Annotated in this window: 21 protein-coding genes; 9 read left to right on the forward strand and 12 right to left on the reverse strand. The window is 69.6% G+C overall.

Translation table 11 applies throughout. The features are described from left to right. Positions 1–227: 227 nt before the first annotated feature. Positions 228–1,481 (reverse strand): FAD-dependent oxidoreductase, encoded by a 1,254-nt coding sequence (locus ACWCPW_RS38515; RefSeq protein ID WP_449766249.1) that lies wholly within the window; start codon positions 1,479–1,481, stop codon positions 228–230. Between the two features lie 68 nt (positions 1,482–1,549). On the opposite strand from ACWCPW_RS38515, the gene ACWCPW_RS38520 reads away from it, so the two are divergent. Beyond that, a complete protein-coding gene (locus ACWCPW_RS38520; RefSeq protein WP_449766250.1) occupies positions 1,550–2,116 on the forward strand; it encodes a TetR/AcrR family transcriptional regulator C-terminal domain-containing protein in 567 nt (188 codons plus the stop codon). 460 nt (positions 2,117–2,576) lie between these two features. Here ACWCPW_RS38520 and ACWCPW_RS38525 read toward each other — a convergent pair whose 3' ends face one another. Genes ACWCPW_RS38525 through ACWCPW_RS38540 form a run of 4 tightly spaced genes read right to left on the reverse strand, consistent with a single transcriptional unit; the run spans position 2,577 to position 3,481 of the window. After that, positions 2,577–2,984 (reverse strand): response regulator, encoded by a 408-nt coding sequence (locus ACWCPW_RS38525; RefSeq protein WP_449766251.1) that lies wholly within the window; start codon positions 2,982–2,984, stop codon positions 2,577–2,579. A gap of 40 nt (positions 2,985–3,024) precedes the next feature. Then, entirely contained in the window at positions 3,025–3,147 is a 123-nt protein-coding gene (locus tag ACWCPW_RS38530) for a hypothetical protein (protein WP_449766252.1), read from the reverse strand. Then, the gene (locus ACWCPW_RS38535) at positions 3,144–3,311 is read right to left on the reverse strand and encodes a hypothetical protein (RefSeq protein ID WP_449766253.1); all 168 of its coding nucleotides are present in this window, start codon (positions 3,309–3,311) and stop codon (positions 3,144–3,146) included. The genes ACWCPW_RS38530 and ACWCPW_RS38535 overlap by 4 nt, the downstream gene beginning before the upstream one ends. Positions 3,312–3,355: 44 nt before the next feature. After that, the gene (locus ACWCPW_RS38540; RefSeq protein WP_449766254.1) at positions 3,356–3,481 is read right to left on the reverse strand and encodes a hypothetical protein; all 126 of its coding nucleotides are present in this window, start codon (positions 3,479–3,481) and stop codon (positions 3,356–3,358) included. Positions 3,482–3,504: 23 nt separating this feature from the next. On the opposite strand from ACWCPW_RS38540, the gene ACWCPW_RS38545 reads away from it, so the two are divergent. The 4 genes from ACWCPW_RS38545 (at position 3,505) to ACWCPW_RS38560 (ending at position 5,163) form a co-directional block, all read left to right on the forward strand. Further along, complete coding sequence (locus ACWCPW_RS38545; RefSeq protein ID WP_449766255.1) at positions 3,505–3,657, forward strand: hypothetical protein; 153 nt, start codon at positions 3,505–3,507, stop codon at positions 3,655–3,657. Between the two features lie 338 nt (positions 3,658–3,995). Beyond that, complete coding sequence (locus ACWCPW_RS38550) at positions 3,996–4,580, forward strand: TIGR03086 family metal-binding protein (RefSeq protein ID WP_449766256.1); 585 nt, start codon at positions 3,996–3,998, stop codon at positions 4,578–4,580. 86 nt (positions 4,581–4,666) lie between these two features. Then, a complete protein-coding gene (locus ACWCPW_RS38555; protein ID WP_449766257.1) occupies positions 4,667–4,945 on the forward strand; it encodes a hypothetical protein in 279 nt (92 codons plus the stop codon). After that, complete coding sequence (locus ACWCPW_RS38560) at positions 4,906–5,163, forward strand: hypothetical protein (protein WP_449766258.1); 258 nt, start codon at positions 4,906–4,908, stop codon at positions 5,161–5,163. The genes ACWCPW_RS38555 and ACWCPW_RS38560 overlap by 40 nt, the downstream gene beginning before the upstream one ends. Positions 5,164–5,532: 369 nt before the next feature. On the opposite strand, the gene ACWCPW_RS38565 is transcribed toward ACWCPW_RS38560, so the two are convergent. Then, positions 5,533–6,075 (reverse strand): hypothetical protein, encoded by a 543-nt coding sequence (locus ACWCPW_RS38565; RefSeq protein ID WP_449766259.1) that lies wholly within the window; start codon positions 6,073–6,075, stop codon positions 5,533–5,535. A gap of 701 nt (positions 6,076–6,776) precedes the next feature. After that, positions 6,777–10,475 (reverse strand): tetratricopeptide repeat protein, encoded by a 3,699-nt coding sequence (locus tag ACWCPW_RS38570; protein ID WP_449766260.1) that lies wholly within the window; start codon positions 10,473–10,475, stop codon positions 6,777–6,779. A gap of 1,331 nt (positions 10,476–11,806) precedes the next feature. Here ACWCPW_RS38570 and ACWCPW_RS38575 point away from each other — a divergent pair. After that, positions 11,807–12,631: a barstar family protein gene (locus ACWCPW_RS38575; protein WP_449766261.1), complete on the forward strand. Its 825-nt coding sequence runs from the start codon at positions 11,807–11,809 to the stop codon at positions 12,629–12,631. A 1,294-nt stretch (positions 12,632–13,925) separates the two neighbouring features. Here ACWCPW_RS38575 and ACWCPW_RS38580 read toward each other — a convergent pair. The 5 genes from ACWCPW_RS38580 to ACWCPW_RS38600 form a co-directional block, all read right to left on the reverse strand. Beyond that, positions 13,926–15,104 (reverse strand): ATP-grasp domain-containing protein, encoded by a 1,179-nt coding sequence (locus ACWCPW_RS38580; RefSeq protein WP_449766262.1) that lies wholly within the window; start codon positions 15,102–15,104, stop codon positions 13,926–13,928. Positions 15,105–15,289: 185 nt separating this feature from the next. Then, positions 15,290–16,216, reverse strand: coding sequence for a phosphotransferase (locus tag ACWCPW_RS38585; protein WP_449766263.1), 927 nt, complete (start codon positions 16,214–16,216; stop codon positions 15,290–15,292). After that, the gene (locus ACWCPW_RS38590; RefSeq protein ID WP_449766264.1) at positions 16,203–17,237 is read right to left on the reverse strand and encodes a hypothetical protein; all 1,035 of its coding nucleotides are present in this window, start codon (positions 17,235–17,237) and stop codon (positions 16,203–16,205) included. The genes ACWCPW_RS38585 and ACWCPW_RS38590 overlap by 14 nt, the downstream gene beginning before the upstream one ends. Then, positions 17,237–18,037 carry a 2OG-Fe(II) oxygenase family protein gene (locus ACWCPW_RS38595; protein WP_449766265.1) on the reverse strand — a complete coding sequence of 267 codons (801 nt, stop codon included), beginning with the start codon at positions 18,035–18,037 and terminating at the stop codon, positions 17,237–17,239. The genes ACWCPW_RS38590 and ACWCPW_RS38595 overlap by 1 nt, the downstream gene beginning before the upstream one ends. Positions 18,038–18,105: 68 nt before the next feature. Then, positions 18,106–18,852, reverse strand: a complete 747-nt coding sequence (locus tag ACWCPW_RS38600) for a class I SAM-dependent methyltransferase (RefSeq protein ID WP_449766266.1) — start codon at positions 18,850–18,852, stop codon at positions 18,106–18,108. Between the two features lie 156 nt (positions 18,853–19,008). On the opposite strand from ACWCPW_RS38600, the gene ACWCPW_RS38605 reads away from it, so the two are divergent. The 3 genes from ACWCPW_RS38605 (at position 19,009) to ACWCPW_RS38615 (ending at position 21,949) form a co-directional block, all read left to right on the forward strand. Next, a complete protein-coding gene (locus tag ACWCPW_RS38605) occupies positions 19,009–19,212 on the forward strand; it encodes a hypothetical protein (protein WP_449766267.1) in 204 nt (67 codons plus the stop codon). 260 nt (positions 19,213–19,472) lie between these two features. Beyond that, on the forward strand, positions 19,473–21,257 hold the full coding sequence (locus ACWCPW_RS38610) for a hypothetical protein (protein ID WP_449766268.1): 1,785 nt from the start codon (positions 19,473–19,475) through the stop codon (positions 21,255–21,257). A 287-nt stretch (positions 21,258–21,544) separates the two neighbouring features. Beyond that, entirely contained in the window at positions 21,545–21,949 is a 405-nt protein-coding gene (locus tag ACWCPW_RS38615) for a DUF6193 family natural product biosynthesis protein (protein ID WP_449766269.1), read from the forward strand. Positions 21,950–22,082: the final 133 nt, after the last annotated feature.

Raw genomic sequence — 22,082 nt, forward strand, 5'->3', positions numbered from 1 at the left:
TCGTCCGGCGCTCGGCGACACCGCGGCGTACTGAAACGGCAGTACGAGCAGAGCGGGAGGTGCGCCGAGGGGACGCCCGTGGGACCGCACGGCTGCCGGCGCACGGTGAGGCCCATGTGGTCGCGCGCGCCCGACGCCGCGGGCCGGCGCCGGCGCAGGCCCGCAACCGCGGGTGCCCTCCGACGAACGACTGCTCCAGTCCCGTTCGGAGTTCCCGAGCGCGACACTCAGGCCGCGGCGTCGAGGTCCGGGTAGCGCGGGAGCCGCCAGTCGCCGCCCCGGTCCTCCTTGGAGAACCGCGCGACGAGTTCGGGGACGCGCAGGAAGCAGGCCAGTGCCGTGACCCGGTGGAACGCTTCGATGGCCGACCGATGCACGGGCAGGCCCACGCGCAGAAGGTGCGGCTTCACCGCTGCCTGGATCGCGTCGACGAACGGGCGCAGCGTGGTGTCGTAGTCCGCCAGGGCCCCGGGCAGGTCGTGGGGCCGCCGGTTGATCTCGCCGGCCAGGACGTATGCGCCGACCAGGCCGCCGGAGACGCCCATGCCGCTGTAGGGGGAGGCGCAGTGGGCGGCATCTCCGACCAGGACCACCCGCCCTTCGGACCAGGTGTCCGTGCGTACCTGCACGACCTCCTGGGAGTAGAAGCTCTCGGTGGTCCGCATGCCGTCGACGAAGCGCTCGGTCTGCCATCCCGCGTCGCGGAACCTGTCGGTCCAGAACTCCTTCTGACGTTCGACCGGCCGGCGGTGGACGGCCGAGGCTTGCGCGGACTCCTCCCGCAGCACGAAATAGACCTGGCTCTCGGTCGGGTTGTGACTCCTGCGCATGATCATCCGGCCGCCGGGGGCGTTGTAGGTGTCCCGGATGCGGGTGTCCGACGCGATGCGCGGAACGAACCAGTAGGCCATGTGGATGCCCACTCGCCGGTACGGATCGGGAGAGGCTGCCGGCAGGACGGCTCGACGCGTCCGCGAGCCCTGCCCGTCCGCGCCGACCAGGAGGTCGTAGGTGTCGGACGAGTCGTCGGAGAAGTGGGCGACGACCTTCTCGTCGTCCTGCTCGAAGCTCTCGACGCCGATGCCGAAGACGTGGTCCACGTCGTCCTTGGTCGCGTCGTGGAGGATGCGCACCAGGTCGCCGCGCATGATCTCGTACTCGGAGGTCAGAGTCTGCCGGCCCCGGCCGGAGGTGTTGGCCATGACGGTCGCCCGCGCCCTGCCGCGCGCGTCGACGAAGGCGACGCCGGCTTCGTCCACGAGCTTGCTCCTGACCGCGTCGAGGAGCCCCATGCGCGTGACCGCGTCGATGCCTTGGCCTCGGAGGTCGACCTGGGCACCGGTGGCCCGCAGCGCCGGGAAGCGTTCGACGACGGTCACTCGGTGGCCGCCCCGGGCGAGCCAGTAGGCCAGGGACAGTCCCGCGACCCCACCGCCGCAGATCAGGACCCTCAGGGAGGGAGTCCCGGTTCCGGATGTCATGGCGCAGCCTCGTTTCTATCGGTGATAGGCACATTTACAGCGTCATCTATCACCGATAGATTGTCAACGTGAAGGTGAACCGCGAGAACGTCGTCGGCGAGGCACTCGACCTGCTGGACGAGGTCGGCCTGGACGCTGTCAGTACCCGGCGGCTGGCGAAGCGCCTGGGCGTCGAGCAGCCGTCCCTCTACTACCACTTCCGGAACAAGAGGGAGCTGCTCGGTGCGATGGCCGAGGCCGCCATGGCACCGCATGCGGCGGCTCCGCTACCGCGGCCCGGTGACGACTGGCGGGACTGGTTCCTCGAGAACACACGCGGCTTCCGTCGCACGCTGCTGATGCACCGCGACGGCGCACGACTCCATGCCGGAAGCATGCCCGGCGGGGCGGACCTCGACCGGATCGCCCACAAGATGCAGTTCCTGCTTGCGTCCGGCCTTCCCGAACAGGACGCCCGGATGGCAATGCTGGCCGCCGGCCGCTACACGGTCGGCAGCGTCCTGGAAGAGCAAGCGGACACCGCCCTCGCCGTCGGGGCGGACCACCCCGTCGTCCCGACGATCGACAACGAGTCGGCGTTCGAGGCGGGGCTGGCCCTCATGGTGGACGGTTTGGCGCAGCGCGTGGGGACGTAGCAACAGGACCCGCCCGCACCGATCCCCCCACCAGGCGCCCGACGCAGGTGCGTCCAACCTCCCCGGTCCGACCCATACGCCGCCGCGACCGTGAACTCGGGGCACTGAAGCGGGCCTTCGCGAACCCCGGCGAGGTACTCGGCCACCGGCGCCGCGATCTACCTCGCGCGCAGAGCGGGGGCGTACATCGCGCTCGGCGACCTGGACACAGCCGCCGGCATCGCGCACCAGGCCGTCGACACGATGGGCGGCGTCGACTCCGCCCGCGGCTGCGCCCCTGACCGCGCACCGTGAACCGACCTGCGCGACGCCCTGACCGCGCACCGCGACGCGGCCGTCGTGCGCGACTTCCTCGACCGCACACATGGAAGGCCTGTCGGGCCGTGTCGGTCCGCCCCGGTCGGTCCGCCGGGTCGACATTCCCGACCCGCTTGGCCGAAGCCAAGACCGGATGACGAAGTCACCGGCGCCATCGCGAACCGAGGCCGGCCTCGCACCGGACGAATCCGCGCAGTTTCGCGCCACCGGCCGCCGGCAGGGGCACGCGGCCGACCGGTGGGCTGCTGCCGGCGACGTAGCGGTCGATCAGGCGCCGGGTGACGGAGTGGGAGACGAAGGTGTCGCCGCGCAGTACGCCGCGTATCGCGACGAGCGTTTCGTCGGTGGGTGCGTCCTTGACCAGGAAGCCGCTCGCGCCTTCGCGCGGGGCTGCGTACGCGTACTCGTCGAGGTCGAAGGTCGTGATGACCAGGACGCGCACCTCGGGCAGTTCGCGGACGACACGACCGGTGGCCGCGACGCCGTCCGGTACGGGCATGCGCACATCCATGAGCACGAGGTCCGGGCGCAGCGCCGCGGCGAGTTCCACGGCGCGGTCGCCGTCTGCGGCCTCGCCGACGACCGTCGGATCATTCCTGGCGGTCCACCACCATGCGCAGACCGACGCGCATTGGTTCTTGGTCGTCGCAGAGCAGGACGCGTGCCGGGGACTGTTCGCCGGAGCGGATCTCGGCGTCGAGGCGGCCGGTCATCGTGCGACCGCCGCATCCTGGACCGAAGTGTGGTGGAACGCCGGGTCGGGGAGGCGGAGTTCCGCACGGACCCGGTACCCGCCCTCCGGGGTCGTGCCCGCGTACACGGTGCCGTGGAACAGCGCTGCGCGGGCCCGCATGCCGGCCAGGCCGTGCCCTGCCACCGGGGCAGCGGCAGGAGCGGCGCCGCGGTGAACGTGACCTGCACTCACACCGGCCGCCGGCCCGGTCCGTGCAGCCCGTCGTTGGGCGAGGCCAGGACGACGGTCGTCTCGGGCCTGCCCTGGGCGGTGATGCCGGTCGGCGTCCGCCGGGAGATCCTCGACGCGGTCACCGGCGCGCTGACCGGGCGGGTGGATGACGACGTTCGCGTCCGGGCACGCCGCCTGGATGCCGACGGTACGCCGCTTCGCCGACCAACTCTCCGATGCCTTCGGCGCCGTCGAACGCACCCGGACCGTGTGGCGGAACCTTCCGCCCGCCTTCGTCTACCGGGCCAAGACGGCGTAGGCGGAGTCCGAGGTGGTCACGGACTCCGGCAGCCCGCGACGTGGCCAACCGAGCCGACCGTCGACTTCGTCGCAGCGAAGTCTTGACCTGGGCTTCGGCCGACCGAAAGGGTTGAAAGACAAGATCAGCGCCTGTTCCCGAACCCCCGGAGGGGAGGGTCGTGACGCCTCGGCGCGATTCATCCGGGTGGAAGATGGTCTTCGCGGAGTGGGAGTTCGACAGGAGGTTGTCGGAGGCTCAAGGTATGGGGCGGCGAGAACGGATGACGATGCACTGACCTCTGGTAGGGATCGCTCACTACCGTTGCCCTGTCGGTGCGTCCTCGTAGGCTCCCGATCATGACAACCGAACCGGCCCGTGACCCACGTCCGATCTTGGCCCGGGCACTCGATCAAGCCGGGAAGCAGGTTGCGGCGGTAGGTCGTGATGAGCTGGGCAACCGCACTCCCTGCGCCGATTACGACGTTCGCGCGCTGCTCGGGCATGTTGTCTCCGTGCTGCACAAGCTTGCCCGTGTCGGCACCGGAGGCGACGTGCGCGACGTGCCCGAGGTGATCGACGGGATCGCCGATGACGGCTGGGCAAGGGCATTCTCCCTGGCCCGCAGCGAGGTCGAGCGGGCGTGGGCCGACGACGAGGGGCTCGACCGCATGGTCGAACTACCGTGGGCCACGCTGCCCGGCCGGGATGTCCTGGAGGCCTACACCCACGAGTTCACGGCTCATTCCTGGGACCTCGCACACGCCACCCGGCGGCTCGCCGAACTCGACCCCGACCTTGCCGAGCAGGCACTCGACGCATTCTCGAAGTTCGCGCCGCCGGAGGCCCGCAGCGAGGAGGGCCGGTTCAGCCCGGTCGTACCGGTGCCCGCCGACGCCGACGTCTACACCCGGCTGGCCGCCTACCTGGGGCGCCGACCATAGTCGACGGCACCGGGGTCGGCCTTCCCCAGACCCGGGTCTTCTTCGAAGTCCTCGAACCCGCCCTCGCCTTCGGCCGCGCCGGCCGCATGTCCTGCTTCGACGTCACCGGCTACGGCGTCTACCGCGCCGCCCGGGAGACACGCCGGGTCCCCGCCGAACGCCGCGACATCACCGTCACGCACTTCGTCGGCACGAGCCTGGCCGGGCGGGACGCCTCGACGGCGGCGTACAACTCGAACTCGCGGACCGCCTGGGCACAGGCCGTGTACGCCCAGGCCGCGCTGTACGAGGAACTCGCCGCCGTGGAGCCCTCTTTGACGGCACCGTGCGAATCTCCGACCGCTGCGCCCAGCCGCTCACCCTGACCGCCGCCGCCCAGTCCCTCCAAGCGGTGACGGTCAAGGCCTTCGACCCGGCCAACGCGTACCAGAAGCGGAAGATCAGCAAGAGCAACGGCACTCTGAAGCTCACCAACCCGCAGACCGGGCCGGTCCTCGACACCCCGAGCGTCACCCAGAACGCCATCGTGACCGTCAAGTGGGTGAACTACGGGAACTCCCAGTCGCGGGTCCCCTTCGGCTGATCGACCCATCGTGCCCGCCGACTCCATACGGGGCCGGCGGGCACGACATCGGGAGCGGAAGCGCACAGCCCTTCACCGCTTCGCCGCCTTCTGTGACGCCATCGTTGGATGCTGTTGCCGGGTTTCAGGGCACCGCCGCCATGGTGTTCGAGCACTTGCTCTGCAACGCATTCATGTTGGCCGGGGACCTGGGCGAGAGTGGGTTCGAGGCGTGGCCGGTGACTGGCGACCAGGCCTACAACCGCGTGTTGAGGCAGTGTGAGCAACTGGGCTGGGCACCCTTGGGGGCGGGGCCTGGCTCGCCAACACACCGCTTGGGGATGGCCGACATCATCCCTCAGCACGCCAGAGATTGAAGTAACGCCGTAGCTAAGGGGTCCAGGTGTGGTCTTCGAGTGGGCCGAAGGCGGCGCGTAGGTGCGTGTCCTCCCTTTGCCAGGTCAGCCACCGCTCGTATGCCCCTGCGCCTTCGAGGCGGATGCCCCAGTGGTACATGGGATCCAGGAAGAGCACGCCGCCGTACTCGAACCTGATCTCGGCCGCCCGGACCGTGCCGGCCTCCCGGTCCGAGTCGTCGTCGAGCGCGTACCGGACCCGGGTGATCGCGGCGAGATCGGTGTCGTCGCCGAGAAAGTGCGATCCGTAGTCGCCGACGGCGAACTCGTCCTCGTCGAGATCCCAGTGAGGAGAAGGGATCGGCTCGGGGACGGGCCGGAAGGCGAGTTGCCCATGGTTGCCGAGGCAGTCCACGCGGAGATACCCCTCTTCGAGGACGAGGTAGACGGTGCAGCCCATGGGGCTGAAGCGCGGCAATGTGTCTTCACGATCGATGAAGCCGGGAACCCGAACACCCCGGGCCCGAGCGCCGCGAAGAGGTGCGAAGACATGCTCGTATTGCCAATGCCCCGTCATGCCGATCATCGTGCCCGGGCCCGTCCCACGGTTCCATCCGTTTTCTGCGCCACGGTGCGCCGACAGCGGCAGCGGGGCACGCTGACGGAGGAGTCCGGAGCCATCCCGAGCGCGGTAGTGCGGAGAAGGTTCAGCCTCGGCAAGATCCCGTCGGCCGGTTGGGTGCCCGAGCCTCGCGATTTGCGGCCCGGGCGGCCTCCGGTTCCTCGGTGTACTCGGTGTGCTCGGTGTGCTCCTCGAGCCGACGACAAACGTCGACGACGGTCTGCTCCGGTTCCACGATCTTGCGCCGGGGGCTGTCGGCATCCGCTGGTGCTTCCAGCCGAGCTTCCCCGCCCGGTGGCCCTCGAGATCGCAGATCTTGAAGGCTTCCTGGCAGGACTGCACCTACGAACGTCGACCATCCGGATCCGAAGCCTCCACCCGTCGAATGGTCCAACTCCGTACAGACCCTGTCCTGATGCGTGCCGCGTCGTGCTTGAGGTTCGGATCCGCGAACTCCCCACTGTGACAACGAGTTGCATCCCGCACGCGGACCCCGCCGACTGCGGGGCGGGCAGACCACGAAGGTTCCCGCCCCGGTGGTGGCGGTGGGCCCGACCGCCGGGGCCGGGCCCACCGATCAGCGGCTCATCGTCACCCGGGCCGCGGTACGCGCATGTTCATGGATCGACACCCTCCGCAAAGCGTCCTCGGCTTCGTCACGGCATCGGAGCCTGCGCGGGCACCGCATCGCGGCCGAGCACAAGGCAGACTCGCTCGAGTGCGGAAGCGGCGTCGGGAACCCCCGCATCGAAGGCCCGACGGAAGGGCGGCAGCGCTTCTTCGTGCCGACCGGCCTTCTCGTACAAGCGGCCGAGGTTGAGCATGGCACCGGTGTTGCCGGCGTCGGCGGCACGAAGGTACTGCTCCTCGGCCTCCGCGGTACGCCCGGCCCTTTCACACAGGACGCCGAGGTTGTTCATGGCACCGGCCTGGCCTGCGTCGGCCGCGCGGCGGTACTGCTCCTCCGCCTCCGTGACACGCCCGGCCTCTCTGTACAGGATGCCGAGGTTGAACATGGCGTCGGTGTCGCCGGCGTCGGCGACAGGATGGAGCAGCTCCTCGGCTTCCGCGGTACGCCCGGCCTCTTTGAACAGGGTGGCGAGGTTGAATATGGCGCTGGTGTGGCCCGCAGCCGCAGCGCGGCGGAATGCCTCCTCGGCTTCTGCGGCACGCCCGGCCTGTTCGTACAGGATGCCGAGGTTGAACATGGCGTCGGTGTCGCCGGCGTCGGCGACAGGATGGAGCAGCTCCTCGGCTTCCGCGGTACGCCCGGCCTCTTTGAACAGGGTGGCGAGGTTGAATATGGCGCTGGTGTGGCCCGCAGCCGCAGCGCGGCGGTAGACCTCCTCGGCCTCCGCGGCACGCCCGGCCTGTTCGTACAGGATGCCGAGGTTGAACATGGCGTCGGTGTCGCCGGCGTCGATCGCGCGGCGGTATGCCTCCTCGGCCTCCGCCATCCGGCCGGCCTTCAAGTGCATGACGCCGAGGATGCGCATGGCCTTCGTGTCCCCGGTGTCGGCGACACGAAGGAACAGTGCCTCGGCCTCCGCGGTACGCCCGTCCCTGTGGCACAGGACGGCGAGGTTGTACATGGCCCCGGTGTTGCCGGCGTCGGCGGCGCGGCGGTATGCCTCCTCGGCCTCCGCCATCCGGCCCGTATCCACGTACAGGCCACCAAGCTTGTACATGGCATAGGCGTCGCCGGCGTCGGCGGCGCGGCGGTATGCCTCCTCGGCCTCCGCCATCCGGCCCGTATCCACGTACAGGCCACCAAGCTTGTACACGGCATAGGTGTCCCCGGCGTCGGCGGCACCAAGGAACAGCTCCTCGGCCTCCGCGGCATGCCCGGCCTGTTCGCACAGGACGCCGAGGTTGTACATGGCATCAGCGTGGCCCGTGGCCGCAGCGTGGCGGTACTGCTCCTCGGCCTCCGCGGTACGCCCGGTCTTCTCGTACAAGCGGCCGAGGTTGTACATGGCCCTGGGGTGGCCTGCGTCGGCGGCACGAAGGAACAGCGCCTCGGCCTCCGCGGTGTGCCCGGCCTTGTTACGCAGGGCGCCGAGGTTGTTCATGGCATCGGTGTTGTCGGCGTCGGCCGCGTGGCGGTACTGCTCCTCGGCCTCCGCGGTACGCCCGGTCTTCTCGTACAGGACGCCGAGATTGAACACGGTAATGCTGTTGCCGGCATCGGCGGCGCGGCGGTATTGCTCCTCGGCTTCCGCGGTGTGCCCGGCCTTGCTACACAGGACGCCGAGGTTGTTCATGGCACCGGTATGGCCGGCGTCGGCCGCGCGACGGTACTGCTCCTCCGCCTCCGCGGTACGCCCGGCGTCTTCGTACAGGGCACCGAGGTGGTACATGGCACGGATGTGGCCCGCGGCCGCAGCACGGCGGTAGACCTCTTCGGCCGCCGCGGTACGCCCGCCCATTCCGTACAGGAGGCCGAGGTTGAACACGGCGTCGGTGTTGCCCGCGTCGGCGGCGCGGCGGTATTGCTCCTCCGCCTCCGCGGTACGCCCGGCCTCTTTGAACAGGATGCCGAGGCTGTTCATGGCGTCGGTGTCGCCGGCGTCGGCGGCGCGGCGATACTGCTCCTCGGCTTCCGCGGTACGCCCGGCCTCTTTGAACAGGAGGGCGAGGTTGTACGTGGCACTGGTGTGGCCCGCGTCGGCGGCGCGGCGGTATTGCTCCTCCGCCTCCGTGATACGCCCGGCCCTGTTGCACAGGAGGCCGAGGTTGAACATGGCGTCGGTGTCGCCGGCGTCGGCGGCGCGGCGATACTGCTCCTCGGCTTCCGCGATCCGGCCGGCCTCCCGGTACAGGCTGCCGAGGACACGCATGGCGCCGGTGTCGCCGGCGTCGGCGACACGAAGGAGCAATTCCTCGGCTTCCGCGGTACGCCCGGCCCTTTTGCACAGGACGCCATGGTTGAACATGGCGTCGGTGTGGCCGGCGTCGGCGGCGCGGCGGTATGCCTCCTCGGCTTCCGTGCTACGCCCGGCCTGTTTGTACAGAACACCGAGGTTGTTCATGGCGTCGGCGTCGCCGGCGTCGGCCGCGCGGCGGTATGCCTCCTCGGCTTCCGCGGTACGCCCGGCCTTCTGGTGCAGGAGGCCGAGACCGTACATGGCTTTGGGGTCGCCCGCGTCCGCGGCGCGGCGGAACTGCTCCTCGGCTTCCGCGGTCCGCCCGGCCTCGTGGTACAGAACACCCAGGTTGTGCATCGAACCGGCGTGATCGGCGTCGGCGGCGCGGCGGTAGGTCTCCTCGGCTTCCGCCGTACGCCCGCCCATTCCGTACACAACGCCGAGGTTGTACATGGCACCGGTGTCGCCCGCGTCCGCGGCGCGGCGGAACTGCTCCTCGGCTTCCTCGATCCGCCCCGCCTCCGCGTACAGAAGTCCCAGGTTGTCCATGGCGTTCGTGTCGCCGGCGTCGGCGGCACGGAGGTACTGCTCCTCGGCTTCCGCCGTACGGCCGGCATCCATGTACAGGACACCGAGGTTGTACATGGCCAAGGAGTCGCCCGCATCGGCGGCGCGCCCGAAAAGCTCCTCGGCTTCCCCCCTGCGCCCGGCCCTTTCGCACCGGAAGCCGAGCCTGACCATGGCATCGGTGTCGCCGGCGTCGGCGGCGCGGCGGTATTGCTCCTCGGCTTCCGCGATCCGGCCGGCCTCTTCGTGGACGAAGGCGAGGTTGTACATGGCTCTGGGGTTACCCGCGTCCGCGCCGCGACGGAACTGCTCCTCGGCTTCCGCAGTGCGCCCGGTCTCCAGGTACAGGATGCCGAGGTTGTACATGGCCCAGGAGTCGCCGGCGTCGGCGGCGCGGCCGTACTGCTTCTCGGCCTCCGCCGTACGCCCGGCCTCCTTGTACAAGCGGCCGAGGTTGAACATGGCATGGGTGTCGTCGGCGTCGACCGCGCGAAGGTACTGCTCCTCGGCTTCCGCGGTCCGCCCCGCATTCGCGTACGAAAGCCCAAGGTTGTTCATCGCCCGGGGGCAACCCGCGTCGGCGGCGCGGCGGTAGAGCTCTTCTGCTTCGGTGGTCCTCCCGGCGTCGCTGTACAGGTCACCGAGGCCGGTCATCGCCCGAGCGTGACCGGCGTCGACGAACTGCCGGTACAACGCCTCGGCCTCGTCGGGACGCCCGTGGTTCCGCAACCAGCGGGCGAGGTCGCAGACGTCGTCGGCATCCCCGCCCCGTGCCGCACGGCGGAGTTGCTCCTCCTCCGTGAAGTCGCTCGTCCGCGCGTCATCCGCGAGTCGGCGCAGCGCCGCCGTGTCCGCGATGTCGTCGGTCGTTGCCGGCTTCCGGGCCGCGCGCTTGAGTCCGTTGGATCCGTATCTCGTCACAGCTCATCCATCCAGGCGGCTACCCCACGCCTCCGCCGGCGATTACCCAGAGCTGGGAGAAGGCCTCCACCGCGGGCCCTTCGAGCCTTGGCCGACAGTGCCGTTCCCTGGCGTGGGCAGGGGGTGGCATCGGCGATCGGCCTGCGCGTCCGGCCGAAGGCCAGATTAGCTCGGTCTTCCGGTCGATTTGTAGTCTCGATCGCCGGCGTGCGTGAAGTGGCTGATCGCCGGCGCAAAACGAGCCGGGCCGGGTGGCGGGGCGGTGCATCGGATGCTTGGCGAGGACACGCTCGGCCACTCCGCCGGCGGTTCGGTGTATCCGCAGGTCAGTGACCATGTCGAGCGCGCTTCTTGGACGTCCGTCACCGGCGGACGTGAGGCCCTTCTCGACGAAGCCTGTGTCGTCGAGGACCAGGACTGCGCCCGGCTCGCCGAGACGTTCCGCGACGAACTCCCTTACCTCGCCCGGAAGTTCGTTGCCGGGTCCCACGACGAGGACGCCGACGAACGTTGGATCCCGTCGGGCGTGGTGCGACCCGCGTACTCGGCGGGCCGCCACCCGTTCTCGCGCCAGACCGGACCCGACAGGACCCGACAGGACCCGCACGCCCCTGCCGGTGTTCAGTCCGGCGCCGGGATTGGTGGCCGCGGGGTGGCGGATGTGTGCGGTGGCGCGGTCGACGCCGGGCGTGTCCCGTCGGCCGGTGTCATGCCCGTGGCGGCGACCGAGGTCGGAGGGGCGACCGTAGGCGCGGTGCCGTCCCGGCCCGACCGGCGAGCGTTGCCGCGTGGGCCGGACCCGGCGAAGGCCGGGGTCGGGGGACTGCGTGGGTCAGGGCTTCGGGGGCACGGCGCGGTCCACCAGCCGGATGCGACCTCGGTCCACCCGTGGTTCCGGGCGGGGTCGCTTCGGATGTCATCCTCGACGACGTATCCGATCTCGGAGAGCGTCCCCGACGCGGCCTCGGTGGGCAATACCGGTGTGGGGACGGTGGGTTGCCCGATCAGGCAGCGACCGGCATCCGAGGCGTCGGGCACGGCCCGAACGACCGCGCCCTCCAAACGGCGGCCGGCTCGGTGACCCGGGTTCCGTCGGGAGCGATGACGATCATTTCCCACCGGTCGTTCCGGACGCCGATCTCGGCCGCGAACGGATCGGGAACGCTCTCGTGCACTTCTCTGCACTTCTCTGCACTTCACTCGCACGGGTGAAGGAGGCTCTGTGACGGCCTCGAAGATGGAGGCCATGGGGCCGGGGGCACCGGAATGCGTGGTGACCGGCCGACTGGCCGTGGGGCGCCGGTAAGATCAGTGCTCTCATGGGGCGTGCGATGCGAACAGCAGGGCCGGGCGGCGAGGGTCGGAAGTACGCGCTGACCTCGGACGAGGACGACGCCGATTTCTGGGGCTTCGCTCGTGAGGCCGAGGGGCTGTTCACACCGCTCCGGGATGACGATGACGAGGGCGCGCGCCGAGTGCACCTCGTGGGGTGCCTCCCGCAAGGCGGCCTGCTGAAGAGCCTTGGCCATGTCGGCAGTCGCCGGGCCCTGGCGGGGAACGCATGGCTCGACATCCTCGATGCCGACGGCGCCGCTGTGGGGTCCTACTTCGTCAACCAGGTCACAGTCATCGACGTCAAGGGCTCGGACTGCGGAAACGACTTCGTCGACCTTACGGTGACGCTGCGGTGCGACAATGCCCTGGCCGGAGCGGAGCGAGCGTGGGACCTGATCCGCGCAGGCCGCTTGAACCGCACCGGCATGTGGCACGAACTCGGCCCCGAGGACAGGCACGCGTGGCTGTCGGTCGCCCTGTGGTCCCGGGACTACCAACGTCAGGGGAAGCCTGACGCCCCTGCGGGCCAGGTGTTCACCTTCGACGGTCGGCGCATCGTCGACAGGGACAGCTTCTACTGCGCGATCGGTGAAGCCGTCAACGGGCCCGGCGGATACTTCGGCTGGAACCTCGATGCGCTGATCGACTGCTTGAGGGGCGGTTGGGGAGCCACCACACCGTTCACGCTGCAGTGGGACTACTCGGCCGACGCGAGAGCGTGCCTGGCAGAGCGCGTGCCCACCGACGATGGTGACGTCACGCTGTTCGACCTGCTCCTGGAGATCTTCGAAGAACGGGGTGTGCGCGTCATCCTCCGGTGACAGCGTGATCGTCGGCGATCCGCATGATCCGGTGCCGAGGCTCATGGCGCCTCCGCAGGGGCGTGTGGCGTGACGCCGGGCATGCCGAGGTCGACGGAGGGGCGTTGGATGTGTCGCCGTGTCTCCTCTTGTTTGGTTCGCAGGTGGGTGAGGGTGAGGTTGACGCCTTCGATCTCGCCGAGCCGGCCCTCCGATTCCGCGTGTTTCCGGCGGGCGCGGTGTTGCGTGCGGAGCGACGCGTCGAGGGGGCGGGGTTCCGCATCGATGTCTCCGCGTGTGCGAGTCGGGTGGGGTGCCGTGTGCTTCGCCCGGCCTCGGGGTGTGCGGGTCGCTTCGCGTGCTCCATGCCGAACCGCAAGGGCCCCACACCGATGAACGGCACGAAACCCCAACGAACCCGCTCGGCGTCCTCCATCGCGATCCCTCAGGGACCGTCCCTCAGCGTCGGTACCCCGCCCCACCTCCCCTCTCCCGGCCGAATCGCGACCGGCTCCCGCCGCCGTGCCGGTTGTAGCACCCCGGGACGACACCGACACCGAACGCCCTTCGCGGCTGCCGCGGCGCGGGGGCGGACCGCGATCCCGGCGAGCGTGGGAGCATCGAGGGCCTGAGCCTCCGTCCGGAACCGACCGATGTCGCCGAGTGGACCGCGGACATCGATCCGCCATTCGCCGACGGCGACTCGGAGAGGTGCGGCATTTGTACGGCCGTCGCGAACGCGACACGGCCCGATGTGCGTGGACTCGCACCTCGCGACCGGTCCCGGTACGGCCCACCCGACTGCCGCGGTCTCCAAGACGAACAGCCAGGCGATCAACCACACCCGCGTGACTCAACCGGGCCATCGGTCTCCCACGCGGGCGCGTCACCGCGGTCGAGAATCAACTCCGCGACGCCGTCGGACTCCTGCGCCGATGGCCGGAGCATCCTTCGACTCGCCCCTCCAAGCCCGGGACATCGACCGCGCGATCGTCACCCGAAGCGCTCCGGCCGACTCGGTGGCACGCGAGACCTCGAAGAAGCGGTCGACGACCGACCCATCACGCGGGCCTCGGGTCGCGTCGGCGTGGGAGCGTCGCAGCACAGCCGGCGACGGCCGCATCCGCCGTGCCACCCGAGAGTCCACACGAGACCGCCCCATGCCTCGGCGACCGGCACGACGCCGAACGTTGCCCGAGGAACGACGAAGCCGCGCCGGGTGCGTGGTTGGGCGACGCTTGCGACCTTCCCGGACGGGGGATGTCGACTGCCACAGGACGAGTGAGGGATTGCCGGGGGAGGCGATTCGTGCCGTTCACCGCCATGCACCACGACGCCGGACGCCTCGACGCGACGAAACCCGACCTGGGGGCCGGTCTGGCGTGGCACCGGGTCCACAAGGTACGCCCTCGGGTCCTGTTGACATGCCCGGGCTGGTGATGTCGAGACGTATGTCGTTCGAGACGTTGCGGGCGAAGGCGAGCGACTTCTCGGCCGAGGTCCCGACGGTCACGATGGCGCCGATGCAATCGCGGTTGCTGCCGGCCACGTTGACGGGATCTCCCTGGTGGACGTATCGGTGGAGGAGCCGGACTTGTGGGGGCAGGGTGTCACGCAGATAGCGGAACTGGCGCACGGCTCCGGTGGTGTGACTGTAGAGCTGCCACCAGGTCGCGGCGTTGGCGGTGCCGCCGGGCATGGTCCAGGCTGTGTCGATCCGGCCGGCGCGTTCTGCAAGGCCGTCGAGGAAGACGTTGCGGCCGCTGACCGTCTCGATCAGGGTGGGGAGATGTCCGCCGCCCTGACGGGGGTTGACCTCGATGATCTTCGGGCCGGTGGGTGTGTACCGGATCTCGGTGTGAGACGGGCCGGAGAAGCCGTTCAAGCAGCCCAGGGCGGCAACAGCCGCCGCGCGCAGCTGCGGCTCGACAACCGGGTCGGTGAACGGAAAGGTGTCGGCTTGTTCGATGAACGGGTGCGCCTTGTAGGGCAGTTTGGTCGTCACCCCGTACACCGAGGTTCGGCCTTCGACGGTCAGGGCCTCGACACTGAATTCCGGACCCGACGCGTACTCCTCCATGACGACGGTGGCGGGCTGAGGTTGACCCATCCTGTTCACCCGGTTCGAAGACACGGCTCGGAACGCGGCGATCGCCTCCGGTATCGAGTGGGCGAGTACGACACCGGTGCTCGACACGCCCGAGGCCGGTTTGACGACCAGGGGCAATCCGAGATCGTCCACCGCTGCCCGTACCTGCCGCTCCGTGCGAACCCCGACCCACCGTAGAGAGAAGCGCGTTGCGGCTGTGGCCGCCCGGAACCGGTCCTTGTGGACAGCGGATTCCACGACGTCCGGTGGTGGCCCCGCCAGGGCCCACGACCGGGCGAGGGCTGCGGCGATGGCGCAGTAGTAGTGGGAGAATGACATCACCACCGACGGCTGGATTTGTCTGGGGGCAAGCCGTCGGAGCGCGTGGATGTCGTTGGTGTCCACGGTCACGACGTCGGCGAAGACGGTGAGCGGCCGGAGCGGCAGCCCGATGGTCGGCTGGTACCGGGCGGGATTCCGGGTGAGCAGTATCAGGCGGGCGCCGTGGTCGACGAACCGGGTCAGCGCCCGATAGGCAGCCCAGTTGCGCGGATGCTCCACGAGTGCGACCGTCATACCCGCGAACGACGTCATGCCTGCCTCTCCCGGGGCCCGGAGGTCGGGCGTCGTCGTTGGCGGAGTGCGGCTTGCAGTGTTGCTGCCCGGCGGAGGTGGATCTCCTGGCCGGCGGGATCCGTTCGCCGGACGAGGACCTCGAAGTTGTACGTACGGACGTGCCAGAGCAGCCGCAGCAGGTCGACCTGGATGCGGAAGGTGGCCGGGTCGCGACCGGTCAGAGCACAGTATGCGGTCAGGACGTCTTCGCACTGTCCGGGCGAAAGACATTTTGCGTGCAACTGGTTGAAGTCGGCGGCGGCTACCCGAAAGCGTGCGGCTTCCCAGTCCAGCAGCCACATGCGCTGCTGCGGGTCGGCGAGGAAGTTGTCGGCGTGGATGTCGCCGTGGCAGAGACAGGGGCGCTCGTCCGCGAAGACATCCATCAACTCGCGCGTATGCGATCGCATTCCTTGGAGGTGACATACGAGGGGGGACGGGCCGGTGAGTCGGTCGAGTTCTGCCTCGAGGAGCCCGGACAGGTATGCCGGGGCGGGCTGCGTCCGGAACGGTCCGAGGATGTCGCCGAACGCCGTGCCCGCGACGGTGTGGACTCGGCCCAGCGTGGCGGCGAGCTCTATGAGGGCGCCGTCGCTGTTCCAATCCGGCTGCCCACCGGAGACGAAGTCGAACACCGCCCAGGAGCGACGGCCGGAGTCATCGGCGAGTACGCGGTACAGGGTGGGAACGCGCGCGAGGGAGCGTACGACAGGCGGCAGATACTCCTCCGCGGCGAACGTCTGCCCGTAGAGCGCGTCGTGCAGGACCCGGTGACGGACGAACATCGGCAGCCCATGGATCGTCACTCGGTATGCGTCGTTGAGCGGCCCGCGGTTGATGAGGATCCCCTCGCTGCACGCGCGGGCGAGGAATGCGGGCGTCAGGAGTTCAGGACCGCGCACGGTACTCGTCCTCGGTAAGCAACTGCGGAAGCTTGTCGACGCCCTTGACCCAGTACTCGGAACTTCGTATCGGGTTGATCCGTGCCGGCCCGGCCGCCACCCGCCCGAGAAGCGCGAGTCTGCAGAACAGGTCGGGCAGGTTCAGTCCGCAGCGAGTCAGGAAGTGGATCGAGGAGTAGAAACGCGCGGGTTGTACCTCGGTGGGGAAGGGACGCCCGTCGGCGCGCCAGGTGAAGTCCACTCCGATCGCGCCGTGCGGACGCGTGGCCGCGGCACGTACGCAGCGCACGGACAGGTGGTGGAGCGACTCGTCCCACAGGGTGCGTTGGGCACCGGTGATTCCGGTTACTCCGGAGACAGACAGGTAGGAATGCTTCCAACCCAGACGTTCGCGCAACTGGCTGGCGATCAGTTCGCCGTCGTACCACAGGCCGCTGAAGGTGGCCGTGCGGCCGGTCAAGCACTCCGCTGCCGTAAATGCGCCCCACCCTTCGTGCTCCTCGATCCAGGCGCGCGCGAAGGCTGCGGACTCGGTGGCCACCGAACCCGCTCCCGCGCTGCCGTGCCTGCGGCGCAGCCACACGCGCGTGTGTCTATCGAACACGGCTTCGAGGTCGGCCGGCCCATCGACGAGGACGGTATCCGGGACGTCGATGTCGGCCCTACGCAATGCACGAAGGGTGAGCCACTTGTCCTCCATTCGTACGTGGTCATCGAGGTCCGGGAGCAGCATGGATGCACGCACCCGGCCTCGGTTGTCGGACATCACCAGCAGCTCCGGTCCCGTGTCCGCCGCGTAGACCAGGTCCACTCCGTGCGCGGCGACCAGATCGTTGACGGTATCGACGAGTTCCGCCGGACCATTCCAGCGGACGAGGTGGCGTACGTCGGTCTCTGCGCCGTGGAAGTCGTCCTCGGTGGAGCTGAGTCCGACCGTCTTCCAGTTACGGGTGTCGGCAAGCGACCGGGTGAAGTTGAGGCCGGTTCCGTCGCCGGGGTTGAGCAACAGGACGGTGGCCATCACAGCTCCCGGACCGGAGGAAGGCCGAACGCGAGCGGGTTCGACCTGACCGTGTCCCGCAGGTCGCGTCTATCGCCGACCGGCAGCCAAACCGGCAGCGGGGTGTCGAGTTCGGGGTTCACGAAGTACATCAGGGAGCGACGCTCGTGCAGACGCAGGTTCCGAACCTGGTGATACAGGGGTCGAATCGCTCCGCCCGTCAGGGCAGTGAGGATCGAACCCGGCATGACCAGCAGTTCGTCGGGCGCCTGGGTGATCGGTCGCATGAGACCTCCTGCGGCGACCTCCAGGCCCGGGCCGGTGGCGTGGTGCACGGTGATGAGGTGACCGTCCTCGTGGGGGTCCTGCAAAAGGTCGCGGCCGGCGGGAGCGGGCAGACAACTGTTGACCTGCAGGTGCGAGGCAGCGGCGAAAGCGGGCGGCACGCCGCGGAAACGTTCGCCACAGGCGTCGAGTACGCGTGTGGCGATCTCGGCGCAGACCGCACGCCACGCCAGGAGCGCCTCGATCAGTGGGCCGAGGTCAGTCACCCGCGGGATGCGATTCGTGCGGTGCCACAAGGTGAAGCACTCGTTGCAGTCGGGCCGTTCCGGCGAGACCGAGTACTCCACGCCCATGGGCCGGTAGCCGTAGTTGCGGTCCTCGCTGCCGTGCTGCAGCTTCTCCGCGTGGGGTCGGCGGAAGAACGCTCTGCTGCGCTCGAGGGCCGCTGCCAGGGCGCTCGCCTGCCTCGGTGCGATGCGGAGCACCGCGTAGCCCTGTTCCACGAGGTCGTCGGCGCAGTGCGATATGACAGACATGTTCTGTCCCCCAAGTCCCTGAGTGCTGTCGGGTGTGGGCCCGGAACTCACGGCGGTGCGCCCGATCGTCAGGGTGGTTGGTGACCTGTCGGACGGTAGACGGACACATGGGAGCGGCTTTCGTGTCGGTACGGAGCCTTCGCGAAGTCTGCGTAGCGTGACTCCAGCGCCATCCCTGCGAGTTCCGCCATGAGGTCGAGTTCGGACGGCCAACAGAATCGCTGCTCCACGGGCAGAATCCTGATGCCCTTCGCCGTGAGGTGCAGTTCCCGATAGGTGAGCATCTGGGTACTGGCGTCCACGGTTGTGGCACGGATGTCGACGGAGTCCTCGCCGATCCCGGCGAGCGCGAGCATGTTGCGACCGGCCAGAAGGTCGGAGCCGGGCACGAAACAGCTGAGTACGAACACGCCGGCCGGTGCGAGCATCCGCGCGACGTTCCTCATGCACGCAACCTGCCGGCGTTGGTCGGTGAGATGAAAGAACGTGCTGTGCACCGCGTAGACCAGGGCGTACTCGCCCTCTTGATAGGTGGCCATATCCGTTTCCGCAACGCTCACGGGGAGTCCCGCAGCCTTGGTCCGCAATCGCCGTGCAAGGCCGCCGGAGACTTCCACCGCGGTCACGTGTGTTCCGCGACGAGCGAGAGGAACCGCGATGCGCCCCGTCCCGGCCCCCAACTCCAAAGCCGTGCCGGTTGCAGCCGCCTCGTGCAGAAAGGCCACAGCGGGTGCCGGGTCCCGGTCCGGATACAGATCGGGGAAATGTTCCGCCCACCGGTCCCAGAGATCGGCCTGACGCGTCGTGTCCGGCATGTCCAGCCCCTCGGCTCGCCATCCCGCCGCCCCGGAGCGCGTCACGCATCGGTAGCCGGCGACTCCACGAGGCTAATGGACCGCCCTTGCCCCGTCGAGACAACAAGTCGGAGCACAGCCGGACCGAGCCACATCAGCCTTCCTCCGCTTGACCTGGTGCGCCTGGCCACCGTGCCCGACCGCACCTCCGGCAGGGCCGTGATCCTCCACACGTGTGATCACCACGTCGGCCTCGGCGACCTGGTCCTCGGCCTGCCGCGCCCCGACATCGACCCCCAACTCCCAGCGACCATGAACCAGTTGTTCGACCGGCGGATCGAGACCATTACGGACCGGATCCGGCGCGGCGAGTCGGCCTGAACCCGTCCACGGGCGACCGGACTTCCCCTCCGCCGGATCGTCCGCGCGACGAATGGGAAAGGCTCCGGCCGCGCGTTGCCGCGGCCGGAGCCTTTCCTCGTCGACCCGCGCGGGGCACAGCCCGCACGGCACGCCACGAGGCGAGAAGTGTGGACCCCGCGAAGGACACCCGACCACCCTTACAGCAACCCGGCCACCGACGCGGGCGGTTCACCGGAACGAGACGAACGTCTTCGTCGGACGGTGTCGGCGTACGTCAAGTGCCCGTCCAGGTAGAGACGAACGCGCTCGGCTCCCTGCTCGAGGTGATCCTGCTTCGTGCGACGATCCTGAGCATGGCCGACCTCGATGTTTCCTCTGCATGGCGCCGTCTCGGCGTGTCCGGACTGCGTGGGGCGGCGACGATCCGGCGGGGTTCCGCGGTTGCCGTGTTGGTGGCGCTGCTGGATCGCTCGCCGGCGCGGATCGCTGCGTCCGCCGCAGACGCCCGGTGCTTCGACCGGGAGGCTGTCCGCGTGGCGGCGGATGTGTGGGACAACAACACTTTCCCGCTGTTTCGGGCGGTGACGGCCGGCACGCGAGGCGGGCGCGAGCGTCGTGCGCTGGCGGCGTTGGAGTGGATGGCCGGCCTCGGTGAGGAGAGACGGGCGTGGATGCTGGAGGAGGCCTCGGCCGCCGGACACTCCTTGGACGGGTTGCTTGCGCCCGCGACGCCGTACATACCGGGTCGCGACTACCTGGGACGGGTGATGGCCCCGGTGACGGCCGTGACGGCGCAGTTCGCAGGGAGTCTGGCCGTCGACTACGACCTGGCGTCGGCCGAGGTGCGCCATCTGCGGGTCGAGCGGGCCGGCGACCGTCTCGACGGCTTTCTCGAGCTTGCCGTCGCTCGTTCCTATCCCGTCGACGACGGCACGCCTTTCGACACCGCGACGCTGGACATCCGGCTGCGCGACGTCACCGAGGTCCGTTTCGATTCCCACGACGCCCGGGGTGCCGCCCTTCGAGCGGAACCGGGCGCAGTGTCGATCGACCTCGGAGCCCGCGGCGCGCTGAGCGCGGGGTCGGCCGACCTGCGTCCGGACGACCCTTGTTGGCACCTGTCCGCGGCCGGGCGCAGGGCCGACGCGACCACACCGCCCCGCGACGGCCGCCCCGCCCACGTCGAATCCCCGCAGCAGGGACGCCTGGGCGACAACGCCGTGGCCGCGGCGACCCTCCTCCACCGCGCCATGCTGGAGATCCGCATGGTCCGGTACGCCGAGGAGGCGCACCGGGTCCCCCTGCTCGATTTCCACCGGGCCTTCGCCGGAGCGGGCGAGGCGATCCTGGCCGCGGGCGCGCACCTCCTGCCCCATCGCCGGGAGGCCGCCTTCCGCCGACTGATCGAGACCTGGGCTCGCCGCGGCGGGCCGGCCCTCGCCGATTGGTTCGCCACGACGCTGCCGGGGACAGCCCATCGACCGGATCTCCTCCGCGACCTCCGTGACCGGGCCCGAGCGCACGCGGCCGCCGACGCGCCACCGGAACCCGCCCCGGATCCGTCGGCGACCCCCGGTGCACCGCGGGTCGAGCTGCGCATGGCCTCCTACTCCTCGGCACACACGCGCCACGACACCCGCCACGATGCCCGCGCCTTCGTACACCTGGCCGTGCCGCCCCGCCCCGAAAGCGCCGCGGACAGCCCCTGGCGTCTACGCGCCGTCCGGGGCACCGCCCCCGCCCGCTTTCGCTTGCGGACCGAAGCCTCCACGGCACAAGCGAGCCCCTTGTTACACGTGACGACCGGACGGCCCGCCACTTCCTCCTGCACGACCGAGCACTCGACCCCACCAGCGGCAAAGACCGGAACCACGAACTGTGGTGAGAACATCGGCTCGTGCCGGCCTGAGCATGTAGCCGTGCCGTGCCGTTGTGGTCGCTCGCCCGCAGGTGTTCGACCGGGCCGCATCCGCCGCGCCGGCCCGGGTCACGTCGAAACCACCGTGACGTCGCGGCCCAGAAGGTCCTGCCGCGGGAGCGGATGGCGGGCCTGGGCTGGTTGACCCCGGACATCCTCGCGCACCTGGACAACACCCCGGACTTCCACCTCGACCGAAGAGGCGAGTTCTCGCGTACTTGGCGATTTCGACAGGTTGTGCACCTCGTGCGGATGATCCGGTCTCACTTCGCGGCCTCGTTCTCGCTGCGCCTGTCGCGGTCGTTCGGCAGGTGTACGGGGCTGGGGGCCGTTTCGGCTCCCGGCGGTTGGTGCCAGGATGGGGCGGTGAGTGCAGATGCCCCGGGTGCTGTGGCGCGGCCGTCCGACCCTCCGAGGCCGGCCCTTCCCGACATGGCCGCCGCCCACGAGCGCGGACCGGCCTTCGCCGTCGAGGCGCGGTGGCAGCGACTGTTCCTGGCACTGGAGTGGATGTACGCGCGGAACGGGAGGACTGCGACTCGCGGCACTCTCGGCCTCGTGGTGGCAGCCCGCGCGGAACCCCGGTTGCGTCGGCTGTACCCGTTCACAAGTCACGCGACCTTGTGCTTGAGTAGTTGCACGAGGTACCCGTACACGATCGCGGTTCCGCCCGTCGAGCCTTTGCACGACGGACGCTTCCGTGTGCGTGTTCCCCGTTCCCGGGACGTGATCGGCGTGACGGACACCGCCGAGGAGGCCATTGCCCTCGTCCTGGACCACCTCCCGGCCGACGTCGGCCCGGCCGTTGCCGGAACAGCAGACGACCTCGGACCGTGACGTGTTCGGCGTCTTCCCGGTTCGTCGCGAGGAAGTACGGCGGGGTGGAGACCAACCCCGGTGAAGTGGCGTGGGACAGCCGGAGAACCCGCAGGTCACGGCATCGCCGGATGAAGCGGAACGCGAGATCCGA

The organism is Embleya sp. NPDC001921, from assembly GCF_053594475.1.

Excerpts from the sequence above, each read along its gene's own strand:
- ACWCPW_RS38550 (WP_449766256.1), top strand. The coding sequence starts at position 3,996 with ATGACAACCGAACCGGCCCGTGACCCACGTCCGATCTTGGCCCGGGCA.
- ACWCPW_RS38590 (WP_449766264.1), bottom strand. The coding sequence starts at position 17,237 with ATGGCCACCGTCCTGTTGCTCAACCCCGGCGACGGAACCGGCCTCAAC.
- ACWCPW_RS38595 (WP_449766265.1), bottom strand. The coding sequence starts at position 18,037 with ATGTCTGTCATATCGCACTGCGCCGACGACCTCGTGGAACAGGGCTAC.
- ACWCPW_RS38530 (WP_449766252.1), bottom strand. The coding sequence starts at position 3,147 with ATGACCGGCCGCCTCGACGCCGAGATCCGCTCCGGCGAACAGTCCCCG.
- ACWCPW_RS38555 (WP_449766257.1), top strand. The coding sequence starts at position 4,667 with ATGTCCTGCTTCGACGTCACCGGCTACGGCGTCTACCGCGCCGCCCGG.
- ACWCPW_RS38575 (WP_449766261.1), top strand. The coding sequence starts at position 11,807 with ATGCGAACAGCAGGGCCGGGCGGCGAGGGTCGGAAGTACGCGCTGACC.
- ACWCPW_RS38615 (WP_449766269.1), top strand. The coding sequence starts at position 21,545 with ATGGCCGCCGCCCACGAGCGCGGACCGGCCTTCGCCGTCGAGGCGCGG.
- ACWCPW_RS38565 (WP_449766259.1), bottom strand. The coding sequence starts at position 6,075 with ATGACGGGGCATTGGCAATACGAGCATGTCTTCGCACCTCTTCGCGGC.
- ACWCPW_RS38515 (WP_449766249.1), bottom strand. The coding sequence starts at position 1,481 with ATGACATCCGGAACCGGGACTCCCTCCCTGAGGGTCCTGATCTGCGGC.
- ACWCPW_RS38545 (WP_449766255.1), top strand. The coding sequence starts at position 3,505 with ATGACGACGTTCGCGTCCGGGCACGCCGCCTGGATGCCGACGGTACGC.
- ACWCPW_RS38600 (WP_449766266.1), bottom strand. The coding sequence starts at position 18,852 with ATGCCGGACACGACGCGTCAGGCCGATCTCTGGGACCGGTGGGCGGAA.